General features: G+C 46.0%; 17 protein-coding genes and 1 other RNA gene. 8 read left to right on the forward strand and 10 right to left on the reverse strand.

Features of this window, described 5'->3' with window-relative positions:
* Positions 1 to 359: 359 nt before the first annotated feature.
* From ACFQNF_RS19660 to ACFQNF_RS19695, 8 genes are all read right to left on the reverse strand, one after another.
* Positions 360 to 2633 carry a phage/plasmid primase, P4 family gene (locus ACFQNF_RS19660; RefSeq protein WP_380189876.1) on the reverse strand — a complete coding sequence of 758 codons (2274 nt, stop codon included), beginning with the start codon at positions 2631 to 2633 and terminating at the stop codon, positions 360 to 362.
* Complete coding sequence (locus ACFQNF_RS19665) at positions 2630 to 2944, reverse strand: hypothetical protein (protein WP_380189878.1); 315 nt, start codon at positions 2942 to 2944, stop codon at positions 2630 to 2632. The genes ACFQNF_RS19660 and ACFQNF_RS19665 overlap by 4 nt, the downstream gene beginning before the upstream one ends.
* A complete protein-coding gene (locus ACFQNF_RS19670; RefSeq protein ID WP_380189880.1) occupies positions 2941 to 3678 on the reverse strand; it encodes a hypothetical protein in 738 nt (245 codons plus the stop codon). The genes ACFQNF_RS19665 and ACFQNF_RS19670 overlap by 4 nt, the downstream gene beginning before the upstream one ends.
* Positions 3675 to 4130 carry a DUF6511 domain-containing protein gene (locus ACFQNF_RS19675; RefSeq protein WP_380189882.1) on the reverse strand — a complete coding sequence of 152 codons (456 nt, stop codon included), beginning with the start codon at positions 4128 to 4130 and terminating at the stop codon, positions 3675 to 3677. Before ACFQNF_RS19675 ends, ACFQNF_RS19670 begins: the two co-directional genes overlap by 4 nt.
* Before the next feature lie 9 nt (positions 4131 to 4139).
* Positions 4140 to 4766 (reverse strand): hypothetical protein, encoded by a 627-nt coding sequence (locus ACFQNF_RS19680; protein ID WP_380189885.1) that lies wholly within the window; start codon positions 4764 to 4766, stop codon positions 4140 to 4142.
* Complete coding sequence (locus ACFQNF_RS19685; RefSeq protein ID WP_380189887.1) at positions 4763 to 5647, reverse strand: ATP-binding protein; 885 nt, start codon at positions 5645 to 5647, stop codon at positions 4763 to 4765. The genes ACFQNF_RS19680 and ACFQNF_RS19685 overlap by 4 nt, the downstream gene beginning before the upstream one ends.
* Complete coding sequence (locus ACFQNF_RS19690; RefSeq protein ID WP_380189889.1) at positions 5644 to 6147, reverse strand: hypothetical protein; 504 nt, start codon at positions 6145 to 6147, stop codon at positions 5644 to 5646. The genes ACFQNF_RS19685 and ACFQNF_RS19690 overlap by 4 nt, the downstream gene beginning before the upstream one ends.
* An 891-nt stretch (positions 6148 to 7038) precedes the next feature.
* On the reverse strand, positions 7039 to 7521 hold the full coding sequence (locus tag ACFQNF_RS19695; protein ID WP_380189891.1) for a hypothetical protein: 483 nt from the start codon (positions 7519 to 7521) through the stop codon (positions 7039 to 7041).
* 1110 nt (positions 7522 to 8631) lie between these two features.
* On the opposite strand from ACFQNF_RS19695, the gene ACFQNF_RS19700 reads away from it, so the two are divergent.
* Genes ACFQNF_RS19700 through ACFQNF_RS19720 form a run of 5 tightly spaced genes read left to right on the forward strand, consistent with a single transcriptional unit; the run spans position 8632 to position 11488 of the window.
* Positions 8632 to 8811 (forward strand): hypothetical protein, encoded by a 180-nt coding sequence (locus ACFQNF_RS19700; protein WP_380189893.1) that lies wholly within the window; start codon positions 8632 to 8634, stop codon positions 8809 to 8811.
* A 10-nt stretch (positions 8812 to 8821) separates the two neighbouring features.
* Entirely contained in the window at positions 8822 to 9277 is a 456-nt protein-coding gene (locus tag ACFQNF_RS19705; protein ID WP_380189895.1) for a DUF2924 domain-containing protein, read from the forward strand.
* Entirely contained in the window at positions 9274 to 10644 is a 1371-nt protein-coding gene (locus ACFQNF_RS19710; RefSeq protein ID WP_380189897.1) for a recombinase family protein, read from the forward strand. Before ACFQNF_RS19705 ends, ACFQNF_RS19710 begins: the two co-directional genes overlap by 4 nt.
* The gene (locus tag ACFQNF_RS19715; RefSeq protein WP_380189899.1) at positions 10641 to 11000 is read left to right on the forward strand and encodes a site-specific recombinase resolvase; all 360 of its coding nucleotides are present in this window, start codon (positions 10641 to 10643) and stop codon (positions 10998 to 11000) included. Before ACFQNF_RS19710 ends, ACFQNF_RS19715 begins: the two co-directional genes overlap by 4 nt.
* 8 nt (positions 11001 to 11008) lie before the next feature.
* Positions 11009 to 11488, forward strand: a complete 480-nt coding sequence (locus ACFQNF_RS19720) for a hypothetical protein (RefSeq protein WP_380189901.1) — start codon at positions 11009 to 11011, stop codon at positions 11486 to 11488.
* A 135-nt stretch (positions 11489 to 11623) separates the two neighbouring features.
* Here ACFQNF_RS19720 and ACFQNF_RS19725 read toward each other — a convergent pair whose 3' ends face one another.
* Positions 11624 to 12979: a hypothetical protein gene (locus ACFQNF_RS19725; RefSeq protein ID WP_380189903.1), complete on the reverse strand. Its 1356-nt coding sequence runs from the start codon at positions 12977 to 12979 to the stop codon at positions 11624 to 11626.
* A 310-nt stretch (positions 12980 to 13289) separates the two neighbouring features.
* Between ACFQNF_RS19725 and ACFQNF_RS19730 the strand changes: the two genes are divergently transcribed.
* From ACFQNF_RS19730 to ACFQNF_RS19740, 3 genes are all read left to right on the forward strand, one after another.
* Positions 13290 to 14426 (forward strand): competence protein CoiA family protein, encoded by a 1137-nt coding sequence (locus tag ACFQNF_RS19730; protein WP_380189905.1) that lies wholly within the window; start codon positions 13290 to 13292, stop codon positions 14424 to 14426.
* Between the two features lie 100 nt (positions 14427 to 14526).
* Positions 14527 to 14760, forward strand: a complete 234-nt coding sequence (locus ACFQNF_RS19735) for a hypothetical protein (protein WP_380189907.1) — start codon at positions 14527 to 14529, stop codon at positions 14758 to 14760.
* Between the two features lie 327 nt (positions 14761 to 15087).
* Positions 15088 to 16887, forward strand: a complete 1800-nt coding sequence (locus ACFQNF_RS19740; protein ID WP_380189909.1) for a hypothetical protein — start codon at positions 15088 to 15090, stop codon at positions 16885 to 16887.
* Positions 16888 to 17389: 502 nt separating this feature from the next.
* Here the strand turns inward: ACFQNF_RS19740 and ssrA are convergent.
* Positions 17390 to 17754, reverse strand: a transfer-messenger RNA (tmRNA) gene (gene ssrA, locus ACFQNF_RS19745).
* Positions 17755 to 17922: the final 168 nt, after the last annotated feature.

The following is a 17922-nucleotide window of genomic DNA, read 5'->3' on the forward strand; positions in this document are numbered from 1 at the left end:
CTATTATCCCCTCACGCGCGGGCCTATAAATTGATACAGAACTTCGGCAACATTCAGCAACTATGTAAGCTTTGTCTTTTGGAATGAATACAACTCTTTCGGCAACACTTATATTTGTTGTAAATTTTACTGGCCACAATATGGCAAGCATTGAACTGAGTAAGAGGCGGCTATTTTTTTCAAAGTAAGCAGACATGTATCTTCCGATGGCTTTGTTAATGCAAAACATCAATAAAACTACAGCAACATTCGGCCACTCTGTCAGCTCAATCGAATCAGTATTTCGGCAACATTGAGCCACTTCGTCAGTTAAAACAGATGATGTAAGTCATACGTGTTTTGTAATCATCTATTCAGCGTTAGTTATCTTTGTAAGGCAGCCGCTCGCCATAATCGCGTGCTTTGAGCATCAGCCCACGTATGCCTCTTGCACCACCTGCCATCACAATCCGCTCAAATCCCCTATTAATAAGTTGCTGAGTGAACCAGCGAATGGTGCCGACGAACTCGCCGCGCTTGTTGCTGTACTCTTGCCAGCGTTGATAGAGATCAGAAATAGCCGTTCTGGCTTGATGATGTTGCTGTGTTTCTTCCTCTAAATAGTTACCGACCACGTCCTCTTCGGCGAAATAATCAGCGGTCGCAGAGATCACTTTATCGGGTAATTGCAGGCCGTTTTGCTGCCAAAGCAATGCCCCTTGGACGGCCCAATATAAGATGCCATTACGCTCTTTAAGCAGCTTCTCAGTGAGCTGCTGATCGCGTTTTTCTAGTGGAATGGTCACGGTAAAAGGGATGAGGTGCAGCCGCCGCTTCATCGCATCATCGACATTTCTGAGGGTCGGTTTGTGATTGCCGGTAATCATGAGTTTGAATTGCGGGCTGTATTCAAAGAAGTCTTGGCGCATAAAGCGGGCGCTGATTTTATCGCCGCCGGTGATGGTTTTAATGCGGGCCTCATTCCAGCGCCGACCCTGTTCGGTTTCGGTGGCCGTCACTAATCGAGCGCCTTGTAGACCGGCCATTTCTGTTGGGTGTCGATCACCGACTGATTCCATAAAAGCATCCATGGGCGCGGTGGCCGCATAGTCGCCCATGATGGTGGCCAGTACATTCACAAACACCGACTTGCCATTTGCACCTGTGCCATACAAAAAAAACAGCGCATGCTCACTGGTGATGCCGGTCAGGCAATAGCCCGCCATCACTTGTAAATAAGCCATTAGCTCAGTATCACCGCCGGTGATATCCAGTAGAAATTGTCGCCAGGTTGGGCATTCCTGCTGTGGAGACGCGGTGGCCATGCGGGTGATTTGATCGCTGCGCCGATGCTCGCGCAGGGTGCCGCTGCGTAAATCAACGACGCCACTGGGTGTGTTCAGCAGCCAAGGTGTGGCATCCCATGCTGAGGTGCTGATCGCATGTATTGGGTCGGCACGCACGAATTTCTCTACGCCAGAGGTGGTCGAGGCACTGGTCAAGCGCGGTTTGAGTTTGGCATTGCTGCTGAGGGAGGCGCCTTGGCAGCAAATTTCACGGATCAGATGACCGATGAAATGCAAATAATCTTGATTCCAGCGCTGGCCATTCCACACCAGCCATTTGCCCCACTGCGTGCAATAGCGCCAGTCCTCGCCATAATGCCGGGTGAAGGCCGTGGCCAAACCATCTTCGGTACTTGGATCAAGCGCTTGGAATAGATCATCGGTTAACTCAGCACTCCGCAGTACCGGTGTTCGCTCACCTGCGGCCAAGAAACCAGTGATATCAAAGCCTTCGAAAAGGGCATCGGCCGCATCCCAGCTATCGGGTTTATCGGCGGGTGGCGTCAAAATGGCGCAGGAGATTGCGCCTGCTTGCAAGATAGCTTGAGCTGCGTTGCGGGCGTAGTCCATGCCGACCTGATCTTTATCTGGCCAGATCAAGACGGCCTTGCCTTTCAGCGGCGACCAGTCAGTTTTATCGATCGGGGCATTAGCACCGAACATGGCGGTAGTAGCGATCACCCCCACATCGATCAGCGCCTGAGCACACTTTTCACCTTCGGCTAAGACGACCTGCCAAGCATTGATTAAATTGGGCTGGTTATATAAAGGGCGTGGGTTGGGCGCTGTTTTTTTGTGCCGCAGCACATCCAGTGGCCGAAATTCTTTTTTACCGCCGGGTGGATCGTAGCGGTACATCACGGCGATGAGCTTGCTCTGTGCATTGAGGTAATTCCATTTCGCTGTCACGGGGCCGAGTTCGTCAATTGGCTGCGTTTTGCGAGTTGGAGGAGGAGATAACGCGTGCTGAGTGAGCCGCCCTAGCAGGTCTGCACCTTTATCTAATACCTTGGGGAAATCGGTCTGCGTATTGACGCCGATGCAGGCTGCGATCAGCTTAAAAAGATCCCCACCTTCACCCGTGGCATGGTCTCGCCAGAGTCCAGGTTTCTCTCCATGCAGCGCCACATTTAAACTTTCTCCCGCAGCACCTGAAAGATCGCCAATATAAAAAGTGCCATTACGAACCTTGCCTGCTGGAAAAAGAGTAAAGAGCACTGACTCTAGTCGCGCCAGTAGCTCAGCAAGAATCTCGTCCCGATCATGTTGGGGAGATGGGCGGGGATGATCCGCATTAAAGTCCATCATAAGACCTCCGGATCATGGGCATTGGGCGTGGGGAGATCGGCAAGTGGCTCGATGGTGAGGATAAAGGCTTTACTGGCGACTTCGCGTACAAACTCTGGCTCGATACCCACATGATTGGCCCAGTCATCGAGGCGTTTGCTACGCATAAAATCACAGGCATCACGCTGATGATTGCTCGCATCGAGGATGGTGCGAGTCAGCATGGCCACGACCAATCTCACCTCGGGGAAGTTGCCGATACTGTGGCGCAGGAGTATTTTTTCGATGGATTTTGCACTGATCTGGGGTGAGTGCTTGCAGGCGGTTTTCATGGCCGTTCCGTCCAGCAGCGATTCTGCCAAGCGCACATCTTGCATTCAAAATGGCTTGGATCGACAAAGGCACGAGGCAGTAATTCGCCTGCGGCCGTGGCGCTGATGACCCTTACGGCACGGTCTGATATACGCTGCGCCAGTGCCGCATTAAATGGCACGAGCTCGGTATAGATTTCCATCGTATCGGCGTTGAGCGCGGTAAAAATGGCTGGGTTTTCATGCAACTCCAGGTAGGCTTGATAGATCGCCACTTGTGCCGCATAGATGGGTTTGGATATGGCTAAACCTTGCTTAAGCAGTGCGTTCCACGACTTCGCTCCTAAAGCTTTGCACTCCCAAAGTGCCGGATAGGCAAAGCCTTCTGGGCCATCAACAAACTTACCGTCGATATGGCCTTGCACGCGGCCATCTAGCGTTAAAAAGCCGAACTGCTCGCCATTTCTTTGATGGGTGCGTAAATCGAAACCGGCATCGTGTAGCCACTTGGCCATGCAGTCTTCCATGATGTGGCCGCGGGCAAAAATACGCAGGATACGGCCTTCGATTTGCGCCCCCGCATCGATGGCTGCGCCGACGTATTCGTATTCCAATTGGCGCTCGCAAGTGGCCCCCAGCCTTGATGCACCGAGATATTGGCGTTTGGTTTCTCGTGCGTGGGCTTTATACAAACCAATATCGATAAGGGCTGTGAGCCGGTCAGAAATGGCGCTTGATGAATTAAAATCGATCATTTCCTTGGCTCCCACGGTAAATCGCTGACCACATCAAATAAATCTGGCTTGGCCGACTTGGCCGCAGAGATTGGCACAGCAGATGGTTTAATCACGGCTTCCGCCGCCTCGCTCTCTGCCCGAATTCTCGAGTCCTCACTGGCAAACATATGGCGGGTGTAACACAGCACAATGGCGTCAATCACCCGCATAGCCTCATCTTCGCTATACAGACCCAGTGCTTTTTTAAAGCCGATTTCACTTGCTACTTGGCCGAAGGCCTTCAGGCAAGAGCGCATGGCCGCCATTTCAAAATCGATTGCATTCATCGTCGGAATCTCAGTTGGCTCGCCATACATCTTGTAAAACACGTCCTGGCAGCGTTGCGAGCAAAACACATGGTCAAGCTGGCGCTGGGCATTATTGCGATGCCCAGCTCCTCTCGCTTGGTGCTTACATACCCAGCATTTCATGGGTAGGCCTCATTGGGCCCAAGACGGTTTACCGGGGGGAGCGGGCTTTGCTTTGGGGGCTTTCTCGGGCTTGGCAGCAGGGCTTGCCGCCGCTGATTTTCCCTGCGCAGGCGCTGAAATGCCCAAACCCATCCGCTCGGCGTAGTCGGCGTGATCGGGTTCTACCGCGATCTTGACCACATTGCGGTCTTCGCCTTTTTGATCTTTTTCGATATCAACTCGAGCCAGAAACTCCAGCCCATCTAATTCGTCGAAACCGCTAATACGCCGTGCCGCACACGCTTCTGGGCTGTTGTCGATCGGATGAATATTGCGAGCACTATTCAGCGCTGCGCGGATAAAACTGCGCCCCATCTGCCCCCAAGTTGGGCCTTTAGGTGAATACAGGCCAATTAAGCTCCACAGCTTGCGTTTGTCGTAGGGACCCGCCGTCACTACAAATTCGCACATTAAATAGATCGAACCGGTATCAAATGACTCGCTGGCATAGCCGCCGGTCCAGCCTTGCTCAGCATCGTCGTGGCCGCCGGGCTTGATGCTCATGCGCAGTGGCACGATCGTGCCTTTTGGAATCAGATCGAAGCCCGATTGCTGAGCATCGGCATCGTTAAAATCATTCCATGTGTGATCACTCATGATGTTTGCTCCTTAGCGGCAGCCTTTTTGGCGGCCTTTGCGGGGATGTATTCAACATTGGCAACGAGTCGGGCCGCACATTTATCGATTAACTTGCCCAGATGCGGCTCTTCGACCATATCCAAACGACCGGATCTATCCTTGGCCGGATAGCCCCATGGATTGTCAGTGTGGGTAATAAAAGCGCGATAAGGTAAGGCAGGCAGCGCCTCTTCCTCACTCGCGGCCGCAGGCAGAAACGCCAGCGTAATGACCTCATCAATTACGCCGGGTAATTCGAGCGCCGTCTTTGCACCTTCCAGCTGCAGGGCGAAATAGCGCCGGTTGTAGTCGTCGGATTTTTCTTCGAGGATGGCCACGAACACCACGTGCTTATCGCGCACATGCTGCAAATGCGTCAGCGCAGCAATCATCTCCGAGCCCAATAAGCCATAAGCGCCACGGGTGTCGGGTTTGCCGGTTTTTTCAGAGAAAGCTTGAGGCTGGGTTTTGGCCCAAGCGAGGCACAGGCGGGACAACACCGTGATGCTGTCGACAAAGTAATAGCGATATTTGGCCAGCTGAGCCGGGTCGCCATAGTGCTGGCAGACGGCATCAAAATGGGCTTGTGAGAAGGACTGATCCGCCGCTGCCGCAGGATTGGCCCCCGCTAAAAATACTACCAGATCCCTAAACTCTGGCCATGATCGAGGGCGGATGGTGTCGCCATGCCAATCCTGCACGGCGATGTCACCGGCCTCGAGATCAACAAACATCGTCTCCGATTCAGGGAGGGTTTTAAGTTGGCTGGTCTTGCCTACACCCGGAATGCCAACGAGCACAATTTTGGCGCAGCGGTGCTCTTTCATACGCTGCTCGGCAGAAATAATAGGCAAGCTCATGGCGCATCCCCTGCATCAAAAGTCAGGGTGAATGAGGGCTTGCCGGGTTCCACGCTGCGGGCCTCGGTAAATTGCGCCTGCAATGCCGGTGGCCAATTGGTGTAATGCGATTCACTGACTGAGAGTTTAAAATCAATGTAGTCAGACACTTTTTCGCCAGACTCTGAGATGCGAGCAGCGATGGCAGCCAGCTGCACTTGATCCCATGTGACTTTTTTAGGCAGCACAAAAGCAATTTTGAGCGGGCCATCTGTGAGGTGGTTGGTACCAAAATCGCGGTCAGAATCACGAAGTGCAATACGGGCTCGTTCGCCATAGCTGTATTCCAAGGCCGTATCGAACTTGGCGTTGGCCTGCTTCAGCCAGTTACCTAATTCAACGAGATTGAGGGCAATTTGGTGTTTTTGCTCGGGTAGCAGGCTGGCCAATTGGCAGACCGACATCTCAGCAAGGTCGGAGGGGAAAACGGTAAAGGCGGCGGCAGAAGGGAGCTTATTCATGACTGGCTCCCTGTGAGTCAGCACGAGCGAAAGTTGAACGGCGTGAAACGAGCTGTTCATAGTTTTCAACTTCGGAAATCAGGTAGCAAACACGACTACCGAATTTGCAGAAGAGAGGGCCAATTTGCTCTTGTCGCCAACGGCGTAGGGACTTGACCGACAGACCCCACCGAGCTGCGAGTTCGTACTCATTAAGGGCAAGGCGAGGTTGATTGGGAGTGAGTGGGAAATTTTGCGTGGAATGTTTGGCTTTGTTTTGAACTTGCATTTTGATGTGACTCCTTTCAAAACGACTGAGCATGGGTTGCTGTCGTGAAGGAGAAGTCTGTGCTAGGGGTGGTGGGCAAACCGGTGGGCAGAGTGGGCAAGTCGGTAGGCAGAAGATTACTTTGTCGATGGGCGTTGATAATTTGCGTATGAGCGGTTAAAAAATGGATTTTTCTATAAAGAAAATTGAGTTTTTGAAGCTGAAGTTCATTATTTATCAATATGCAAGGCTAATTACAGTCAACAAAAACTGTGCCAATGCAAGTAAAAGGTAAAGCAGTGGGCAGATCGTTGCCCACCGGTGGGCAAATAAGCAGATAAATGGACGAAAATGACAGAGGTACGGTCAAACCGGTGGGCAGCGGTGGGCAAATTAACAGGCATACGGTCACACAAGCAGGAGTTTGAAGGTGATTCGATAGAGGAAATAAGACGAAAGGATGAGAATAGCAGATGCAAGGTAATGCGGTAGGCCGTGGCTTGCCCACCGGTGGGCAGAAAAATAGATGATTGAAAATGGCAGAGCTGGCCAAGAAAATGCACTCAAGAAGGTAAAAAGCGAATCGTGTTTGACTAGGATTCGCTTAATTTTCGTGCAAAAGATGTACAAAAGCGGAAGGGGATTTATTGCCAGTCTTCTGTGTTTCGTCGTTCATAGAGTTGGAGGTCAGTATTGTAGTAAAAGAGGCGGTCATATATTTGTGGGTGGTGTTTAAACACTGTGCAGGGTTTAAAATAGTGGGAATGACTACCTACGGCCCTTTTTAGCTGATCTTTGTTAAGCGCATGATGTGGTGCCATTTGCATCGTCTGTATAAGATTGGTTTCTTGGTCGCTTAATTTGCAAGGTAGGCCATCGAACCAAATGACATTTTGCTTCAGATCGCACAGTGATATTTCACCTAATGGAGTGCCGGTCTCTTCTCCTCTGGTAGCCCCATATCCAGCAGAATCATGGTCTTTAATTGGAGGCTTAATATCAAACTCTGCCGCTTTGGTTTGTGGAGTAAGAGATATAGTCACCGTCATGCCATCGCATTTTGATTTACGCGCCATATTGAAAAGATGAGCCATTCCTTCGTTTAAATCATCATCAAAATCAGTCACGATCAATTCCTTTCTAGTACGCATAGTAAGTTGTATTAATTACGCAATATTGACTTGTTGTTTAAGTTTTTATTGCGTGATGTTCGTGCTTGGTGTTCGAATAAAAAATATAGCTAGTTCCATTTTAATTTCTACTTACTTCTGCTGCTTTATGATAAACGGCCGCTGCGTGATTGATGCTGAAAAAAATTACAATCCCCGTTTAGTATCGAAACAGAGTGTATACGGAAAAAATATTCACGACATATGTACTCCATATGCTAGGAAGTAAAATAATTAAATACTTACAATATAAACAAAATTAATATTGAAAATTAATATTGTCAATGTCAATAAATAAATTTGTACTGTAAGTATTTCAAATTTACGTCAGGGAAACATGAAATGTTGATCACTTTTTTTTACAGTTTTGTCGTTTTTTTGTAGACAAATTTTTGTTCGATTGGTATGCAATATTTTACTTTTTTTATAATGTAGTTTGTCTTGTTTATATGCAGTGCTGTGTTTTTTGTAGGAGTACTCTTTTAACTGGTATGCAGTATTGTATTTTTTTTGTAGACATATTTTATTTGATAATAATATACTTACAAAATTAAAATAATTTAATTGATATTTCAAGTGTTGACAATGTCAATTAATATAATTGAAAAACATTACCTTACAAAAATGTCGAAATTTCACCGTGAAAATGTCGCCTTCTAATCGCATTAGTAAACTTTTTTGACCTCAATCTGTGCTCAGTTGCTGGCGACCTCTACTCCAGTACTTGCGTTGATTTTCAACGATAGAACGATTGTTCTAAAATGCAATGATCAATTGATGCAATGCACACTCAGCGGCTTGCATCACAGTGCCGTCTTGGCGGCGGATCATGGGGATGGTTTTTCGGTAAGAGGTGTGCGGAGCGATGGCAAGGCAAAACCAGCTTGCGCCTAGATTTTTGATAAGGGCGAGTATATAAACGAGCGACTTGAGGTGTTGGCTCTGGGCCTACATCTGATGAATGGTAAGGAGGAATGGACTCCATTACCCTGTATTACCCGCCTTGCCCCAGATACTTATCAACACTTGGCGCATGCTTGATGACAGTTGCCACCGGTTGGAGCTGTCATGAAAATGACCAAACTAATCCCGCCCACTGAGATGTCTCCCCAGCAGCGGGCAGCAGAAATCACGGTTATTCTCGCCGCTGCCCTTATGCGTTCCCAGCTCGCAAATAAACTGCCAGAACGCCATTTAGGACTTGGCTTTCTGCCCGAGCAGAGCGTTCATACAAACCTCTCTCAGTAGGATGTTTGTCATGAAAAATGCAGAAGCCACGGTCTCGCTTGCCGCCCAGATTGCAGGGCTGGCCTCACTCCCCAGTGCAAAGCTCTGGTTGCTATGGGATCAATACTTTCCATGTCGCCCAGAAAACCCAAATCGCAGCCATTTGGAATCGCGCCTCGCTTATAAGCTGCAAGAGCAAGCCCTAGGTGGTCTCGCCTCCAATACACAGCGACGATTGGAAGGCATTGGTAGCCATGATTCGCAGATCAAACCGCGTATTAAGCGGCCAGAGATTCACCTTGCGCCGGGTACCGTACTGACTCGTGAATGGGGTGAGCGTGACCATAAAGTGATGGTTACCGCCGAAGGAAAGTTTGAATACGAAGGCCGTCAATTTAAAAGCCTATCGGCCATTGCTCGGCATATTTGCGGTACGCCTTGGTCAGGGCCCTTATTTTTTGGACTACGCCAGCAGGGGGCGAAATGAACATCTCTGCGCCTAGCAAGCCTCCGCAACGTTGTGCCGTCTATTGTCGCGTCTCTTCGGATGAGCGACTGGCTCAGGAATTCAACTCGATTGATGCTCAAAAGGAAGCAGGGCAGGCCTATATCGTCAGCCAGCGCACGGAGGGGTGGCTTGCGGTTGCCGATGATTATGATGATCCGGGTTTTTCAGGGGGAAATATTGAGCGACCTGGTTTAAAGCGGCTATTGGCCGACATCCAGCTGGGCAAGATCGATATCGTCGTAGTGTATAAAATCGACCGGCTGACGCGCAGCTTGGCTGATTTTTCTAAAATGGTCGAAGTGTTCGAGGCACATGGCGTGTCATTCGTTTCTGTTACCCAGCAATTCAATACCACCACCTCGATGGGTAGGCTGATGCTGAATGTATTGCTGTCTTTTGCCCAATTTGAACGTGAGGTTACCGGTGAGCGCATCCGCGACAAAATCGCAGCCAGTAAGAGAAGAGGCCTGTGGATGGGCGGTGTGCCGCCACTGGGCTACGACGTTGATCAGCGCCAGTTGGTGATCAATGCTGCTGAGGCGGCGGTCGTGCAGCGTGTCTTCAGCGAGATGCTCACCATCGGTTCACCAACAAGAATTGCACAAATACTTAGTGATGAAGGCATTAGCACCAAGGTCTGGACCACGCAAAAAGGCTTAACGCGACAGGGCGCACGGATCGATAAAAAGTATCTATATAAGTTGCTGCGTAATCGCATTTATCTTGGGGAGTTATCACACAAGGGTCAATGGTTTCCTGCGGCCCATCCGGCCATTATCAGCATTGAATTATGGGAGCAGGTCCACGCTGTGCTGGCCAATCATGCCCACGATAGATCAGTGCTCAGCAAAACTCGCAGCCGCAATGATGTACTGCTACGTGGCTTATTATTTAACGCTGCGGGAGATCCGATGTACTCGACTTACACTTTAAAGAAGGGAAAAGCGTATTTTTACTATATTTCCAAATCAGAAATCCGTTTTGGTACCGAGGGCAAAACATGCGAGCGGATTGCTGCCAATGGCATAGAGGCGGCTACGATCGCGCAAATTAAAAGCGTTTTAGCCAGTCCTGAGTCGATTGCAGCGGTGTGCCAGCATATTCAAAAAAATGGCACTCCGCTTGATGAAGCCAGTGCGGTGCTGGGGATGATGAGATTGGGAGATGTGTGGGAACAATTGTTTCCCGCTGAGCGCCACCGGATTGTGCAACTCATGATTCAGCGCATCGATCTGGTCGCGGATGGCTTACAAGTGCAATGGCATGAATTAGGCTGGCAGGGATTAATCGGTGAGTTTGCAGCGGGCAGCATTGGAGCCGAACTGCTTGAGCAGGAAGCCGCATGAATAATCTGCAGAGTTTTATTCCACTTACCATTACGCGGCGTGGCGTGCAGCGGCTGGCCAGCACCTCGGCTCCTGCCTTTGATTGCGTGTTTTTACAGGGCTTAGGTCGTGCCTTTTACTGGCAGAAATTACTCGATAGTGGGCTTATGAAAAGCGGCTCTGAGATTGCCAAAGCCGAAGGCCTTCATCATTCAACGGTGAACGAGCTGCTGCGACTCACCTTACTGGCACCAGATATTATCGAAATGTTAATGGCAGGCAGACAACCAAGGCGACTCACCTTGATGTGGTTTCAAAGGAATCGTTTGCCGGTGGATTGGCAGGTCCAGCGAGACATTATTGCGCAGTTCGATTAGGAGATCCCATGCCAAATAAGCAAACATTGCTGCTCAACGGTGAACCAGTACACAGCTACCAAGCCAGCCCAGCAGGCCCTGTTCTGCTCACCACGTTTATTCCATTTAAATTGATCAAGCGCGGAATGAAGAAAGAGATCATCACCCCCATCGATGCTCCTGAGCAATTTATGGCCGAGGCGGCAGAGGAGCGTCAAGCGCGTAAAGCAGCAGAGAACACCCCGCTGATTCGTGCACTGGGCCGGGCATTTTATTGGCAGAAATTGCTGGATAGCAACAAGGTAAAAACTCCCGCTGAGATCGCCAAGCTTGAAGCACTGGATGTGAGTTATGTGCGCCGCTTGCTGCGCCTCACTTTGCTGGCTCCAAGTATCCTCGAAATGATCTTGGGGGGGGAGCAGCGGCATATTAATCTGGCGTTTATTCTACGGCAGAAAATATCAATGGACTGGCAAGAACAGGAAGCGTTGTTTATAAAACACCTCTAATTGATTATTAACTACTAGCCATCTTTGGGTGATTTTTTACTATATCCACGTTTCAGCTTTATAGTGTTTATCTGTTTATTTAGCGCTAGTACCATTAATCGCGACCTATATTCATAGCCTAACATATACCCTGGCTCATCGAGCAATTTTGCAAAGCTCTTCTTCCAATTCATGTTTAATCGTATCGATATTTTCATCAACGTTAATACGCATTTTATCGCGACGTATAATCGCATCCTTTGAATAATATTTCTGAATGAAACCGTGCTCAGCCTCTTTACTACCTGCGACCTTTGCAATCCAATCAATTTCTGAAAATGGCATTGGGCTGTATTTGTTTTTTTGGTAGGCATATGATTTTAAAGGATATAAGTCAATAACTTCAATAAAGTCCTTGTCGCACGTTAATAGCGAGGGGAAGAAGTAGCGATATCTAGGTGCTTGAATACCAGAGAGAAATTGTTCGTGTGTTGTTGTGGCTTCCTCAATATGGCGTATATGCCATAAGTCCCAAGCCATATTTTTAAGTAGTACCAGATTTTCAGGTTGTTTTTTTTGAATTTTCCCAAAAAACCCAAACTTACTTTGCCCTCTAACAAAATACTCAGCAGCTACTATAGTTTCACGGGCAAAAATAGTATGCAAACGCTGATCCATGAATTCGAGAAATTCAACAAGTTTTATTGCTGAAAATTTAGATTGAGGTCTCCGTAATTGAATTATTGACATTTTCAGTAGTAGGCAATACATCAAAGTATGTCTATATAACATAGCCTTCAGTATTTTAGGGTCCGATGCATTCTTGATCATCATGTTCAGAGTGTCATCGACTCTAATAATTTGCTCATTTTGCAATATTGTTGAACGTACTTCACCAGTTTTTTTGAAATGCATCTCATCTATACTTCTCAGAGTTTCATATCCATTTAAGCGCCTGCGAATGTCATTTAAATTTTTTGAATCTAATACATTGGTCAAATTTTCTGTAATGTATGGCCCTGGATCCACAAAGACATTGCTTTGTGAGATGAATGCAAAAATCTCATGAAAATCTTCTGGAAGCCTGCTCCTTTTGTTTTCAAGATAAGGTGCAAGATAGCTTAATGCTTGAGTGTCTAACGAGATTGAATAATCAATTGGAAATACCGCTTTTCCGTCGGAGATCATCTCACTTCGTGTGGCCCCATCAAGTACTAGTATTCGCTCTTTTGCGAAAAGGCTTCGCACGGCAGAACCATCTGAAAATACTCGATTCACGGATAATCCAGGTATTGCGCCTTTATCTGAAGCAAGCACGAATTTCCAATCAGGAATCAGGCTCCGAAAGTTTTCATAGGCAAGTAGTGCTTCGCTAACTGAACTCGCATTGGCAATTAATGTAACTATGTTTTGTTCAATGTCGAGAAACGTAGATTCTTGCTGTGCAATATTAAGTAACTGCGGGTCATTTTTTACCATAAATGCCAAAGCTAATAGGTAATTTAGCTGCATTTTTTGTACCACATCATTTTCATGCTCCAATATCAATATAAAATACGGTGGAAGTGCTGCGCTGACTCTGTTTGCTAGTAATCAATGCTAACCATGAACACAAACTTACTGTTGTATTTTGTTGCAATTTTCAGTATTGGGTTCTATATCGTTGTCGAGAATTAGCTTGGGTAGAAAAGCCGAAGCGCCATATGGTAGCCTCAACTACAGATAGTGGTGTTGCTGGCATGCTACGCTTGATCGAGGTAGGCTAGTAAATTAACTGGGTTAATTAATAATAATCTGTAAGTAAATAAGGGAAAAAACTGTAATGCCTCTTAAATGCATACGTAATGATGAAGATAACCAAGTTATATTTTCATTTGATTACATCATCGAGGATTGGAATTTACTTAAAGAAAAAAACAAAAAAATAAAACACTTAAATATGCATTGCTGCGGTGCTAATACAATCCTCAAGACATCTAAATTAGGAACTCAGTTTTTTGCACATGCTAAAGGGGGGGATTGCTTTGTTCAGAAAGAAACAGCAGAGCATTTACATGCAAAAAATATTATTGCGTGTGCAATTCGAAAAGCGGGTTGGATTGTTGATATTGAACATGCAGGACAAACTGCTGCTGGTGAAAAATGGATTGCGGACGTAATTGCTATAAGTGAAAAAGCAAAAATAGCGTTTGAAGTTCAATGGTCTCGCCAAGATGATATTGAAACATTGAGAAGGCAAGAACGATACAGAGAATCAGGAGTAAGAGCTCTTTGGTTGATGCGTCAATATGCCTTCCCTCTTGAAAAAGCTACGCCCGCATTCAGACTCTGTTATGAAGAAGCGGAAAATAATTTTTCCGTTTTACTTCCTTCTATTAAAAGTAGGGTCTTCCTAAATGCTAGAAATAAAGACGACCCAATCTATTGGCAGCAAAGTATTAGTCTTCAAGACTTTATTTTTGGTGCTTTGCATGGTTGCCTGAAGTTTGCACCTGCACTAGGTGTGTCAATGCCAGTTGATATTCATGGCTCCAGTGCAGAATGTTGGCGATGCCACAAGCAGACAACCTTAATCACTGGTATTTATTATCAGGTTGGACAAGTTTTTCCTGATCATCAAGAAGTGGAAGTTTCCATTTATGATTTTTCAGAAGAGGATAATACTAGTCCATTACTTAAAGAGCTTTTTCCACAGGATCTTCGTGCACAGCATCAGATTGGAAGCATAAAACCTCGATATAGTAAAACTCAGGGCGAAGCTTATATGTCCAATGGCTGTTTCCATTGTGATGCACTTATGGGGCGTTTTTTTGACCATGATTATTGCTATGATGCTGAAAAACTTTACACTATAAATTCTGTTTTACATGATTCACTCGTGCAGCCTGAAGAGTGGGAGGATTCCCAAGTGAATCTTTGGTGGTTCGATAGGCAGAAATTGGAATTTTTACTTAAATAGCCGCCCATTAGTGTGATGGTTTTAGTAAATAATATATTTTAAATTCGGATATAAAAATATATTTTTATATTAAAGTTAAAAAGGAAATTAATAAATAATTATGGAAGAAAATATTAAATTACTGATTAATCAGCGTGAATCGATTAATCAAGAGTTGAAAAATATTGCACTTCAAGAACTTGGAAAAGTGGCATTACTATATTGTACTATCTATGGTAATGAACAAGGTGTTCTGGAAGCTGGAGAGGATCTCTGCACTATTATTGCCCCTGAAATAATGGGCTCTTCTGGATGGGCGAATTTAGTTAGCCATTTGAAAAAAATTAGTGGGTAATATGTTTTTAAAAAGTGAAGCCCAACCATCGCTGGCTGGGTTTTTTTATGCCTAATAAAATTTTTTTTTTAGATATGGATGATTTAACGAGACAAAGATAATTTATTTTCTTATGTCCCTAAATGATTATTGTTAGTATGCAACTTTATATAAAAATGCATTATTAATTATTTAAAATTAATTATTAATATTTTTTTTCATGCTTTGTATTTACACTTCTGAGTTCGTATACATATTAGCTATGGGTTGATGATATATTTTAAACAGTGCCGGGTAAGTCTATAGAATAGTAATGGTGTACTTTGCAAAAATAACAAAGGAAAGTAAATGGAAGGGAATGATAAATTTGAGTATTTAGAGATGCCCGAAGACATATATCTTGTTTATCAGAAAGATGGCATAACATCTAAAGACTTAGACGTATTAGTTCGCTACTGGACACGAAAGGACGGCAAGTTTGCAGAAACTGTCCAAGAAATTGCTAAATCACATGGTATTGCAAGCAGCAAAGTATCTGTTTGGCTAGATAGGTTATCTGTGTCGGTAACATTAGGACGGGAAGAGCTGACCTGTATTAATTGTGGAGTTGCCCCTGAGATAAGAAACCGCTCTGATTATCAACGCTGCGGAAGTCGAGTATCAATGAAACTAGACAAAGATGGCTTTTGTAAAGAGTGCGCGAGTAAGCACAAACCTTTGGACCCTAGTGGTAAATGGGTACTAGGTCACTTAACACGCACTCAGCTTGATGAGCTAGTCGAAGCTTATTACTCGCAGGAAGACTGTGCAAAACTGGTGCAATCTTATGAGATCAATCTCAATCCTGTTGAGTTTGCAAAAGACCTCAATTGCACTATGAAGTACGGAAAATGTCGTCATTGTAGCGAGAGTTATTCTGACGTGGCCTTGAGTCAAGGGGAGTACTGTGAAGGTGTTACTGAGCGCCATGTTATCTGTACAAAATGTGAGCATCAGGCTCGAGTGGATATTGAGCGCTATGGCACACCTCAAGATCAAAATTATGGTTTATCGTTTGTCGCTGTTGAATACACAACAATAAAAGGCATGCCGCAATGCGAATGTAAACAATGCAAAGCAGAGCGTAATCGAGATCCTAAGAACCGTCGTCAGATTATTCTGAACACCTATAAGCAACCCAAAGTCCTTGTTGATATTCAGGATCTTTCATTGCATCAAATAGTATGTTTGCTCGGCATGCTGTGGAGTCGTACTTCTGAAGATAACCCAGATATATTACTTTCTTCAAATATAGAGCGAATGCCGCTGACGCCGGGGGATCACAATAAGTGGGATTGGATGCGGCTATTAACAAAGGAATCAGTTATCTATGTGGATGCGGAAAAGTCGCCACTAAATGCATTCGAAGAAGAAGATATCAGTTCGTATTTCATGAGTCGAGTTGTCTATGCTCTTAATGTTACCTTGAATCAAGAAACTGCTTGTGAGCCCGCAGAACTACTCTCTGCCCTAGTGGATAAATTCCGGAAAGGTTTTTGGCAGTCCCGTTGGACGGAGGAGCTATTACCCGTTTGGAAAGACATTGGTGTTGATGAGTCTATTGCTTATGTGGAAGAACGCGCAGAGCATTACAATCTCGACATTCCTAATCAGGATAAATTGCGAGAAATTTTTCTTGGATTATTGGATGATTTTAGCGTAGCTGAAATCTGGTACATGATTTCAGTGGCCTATATGAATGCTGCTGCATTTAGCAAGACCAAAGCGTGTAATTCTAAATCACATGCAACTAACATTATCCCATCTAAGATCGTGAACTTAGCCAAGCAACCACGAAGCAAAATTAAATCATGGGGTCGAATCAAGAACCTTCCTCAGAGTGCGGTGACCCAAGCACTATTCGACATCATACTTCCTAGCGAAAATGATGCAGGTTTTAACCATATTCCTAGACAGACATGGAAAAAATTACTTAATAAGCATCTTGCTCGTAACGCTGATCATTCACAACAAATATTCATGGAAAGATATCCATTAGCTCCAGATGAGGTTTTACGTGAGCTAGCTGAGGAGTATGGAGATTGGCGGATCGATACGTTGGTTGAATATGCTATTGCAGCTAGAGCACGTTTAAACAGTAATGATTGAGTTTGCTGAGTAAAATTATGTACTCATGGGGAAGGTCACGTGCTTGGAAATAGGGTATTTATAAGCGAAAATTTATTCTCTGTGCTTAATATTTAAGTAGACGTCATGGCCGTTTTGGCTGGATATCGTAAATCTGATGGCTAGGGCTGAATGGGGTCTCTTTAGCCAATTAGGGCATAAACCCTCATAAACACAGGGTTCTGTTTCGAAGAGTAACCATTGGTCGGATAGTCTCTCTGTTCTCAGTCGCAGAATGCTAAGTGATTTACTTTTCGAACCACCTCCCCGCAAACCCGCATAAATGCTGGGGCCTGCCTCAGGATCGGTCCTGAGGGTAGCAGAGAACAGAGAGAGAAAAAGGGAGAAAAACAGAGAGAAATAGGCCAAAATGGGCTTGAAGTATGGGGGGTAGGTCGTGAGGTAAAAAGCCTGAAAGCCGCTCCGTTGTTGGGTTTACGGACAATGAAAAGCCCCAACAGATAACTGTTGGGGCTTCGTGTACTGGTGGAGCCGGCGGGAGTCGAACCCGCGTCCGGAAGCACTCTATAGTGAGTTCTACATACTTAGTCATGTCATTTGGTTTTAATTCCCGACCACGCCGACCGACAGGCTTGGAGAGAACGAGTTACCTTAGATTTAGCCTCTGCCCAAGTAACCCGAGCAAAAGCGATCCCATCTTAATGACTCTGCGTATCGTTTTTAGGCGACCTACCCGATGGGCCCTGTAGTGCAGAGTCTAGCGCGATTAAGCGGCTAGAGCGTAGTTATTGTCGTTTGCGACTATATAAATTCAGTGTTTTACGGGAATCTGAGACCCCGGTATGCCCTCATCCACTTTGCAACCCCCGTCGAAACCATGGCGGCCCCAATGAAGATCTCTGATTATACGCGTAAGCCTGCTCTTGCACAACGATTGCCTTTGTTACCGCTTGTTTCTAGTGAAGCTTGCTGTCTGTGATTGCTTAATTTTCTAGAGATAACAAAGGCTTATGTGGGGTTAGATAAAGGGGGTTAGGGGAGTTTGTACTATTGGGG

This window comes from Iodobacter arcticus (genome assembly GCF_042664895.1).
Lineage (GTDB): Bacteria > Pseudomonadota > Gammaproteobacteria > Burkholderiales > Chitinibacteraceae > Iodobacter > Iodobacter arcticus.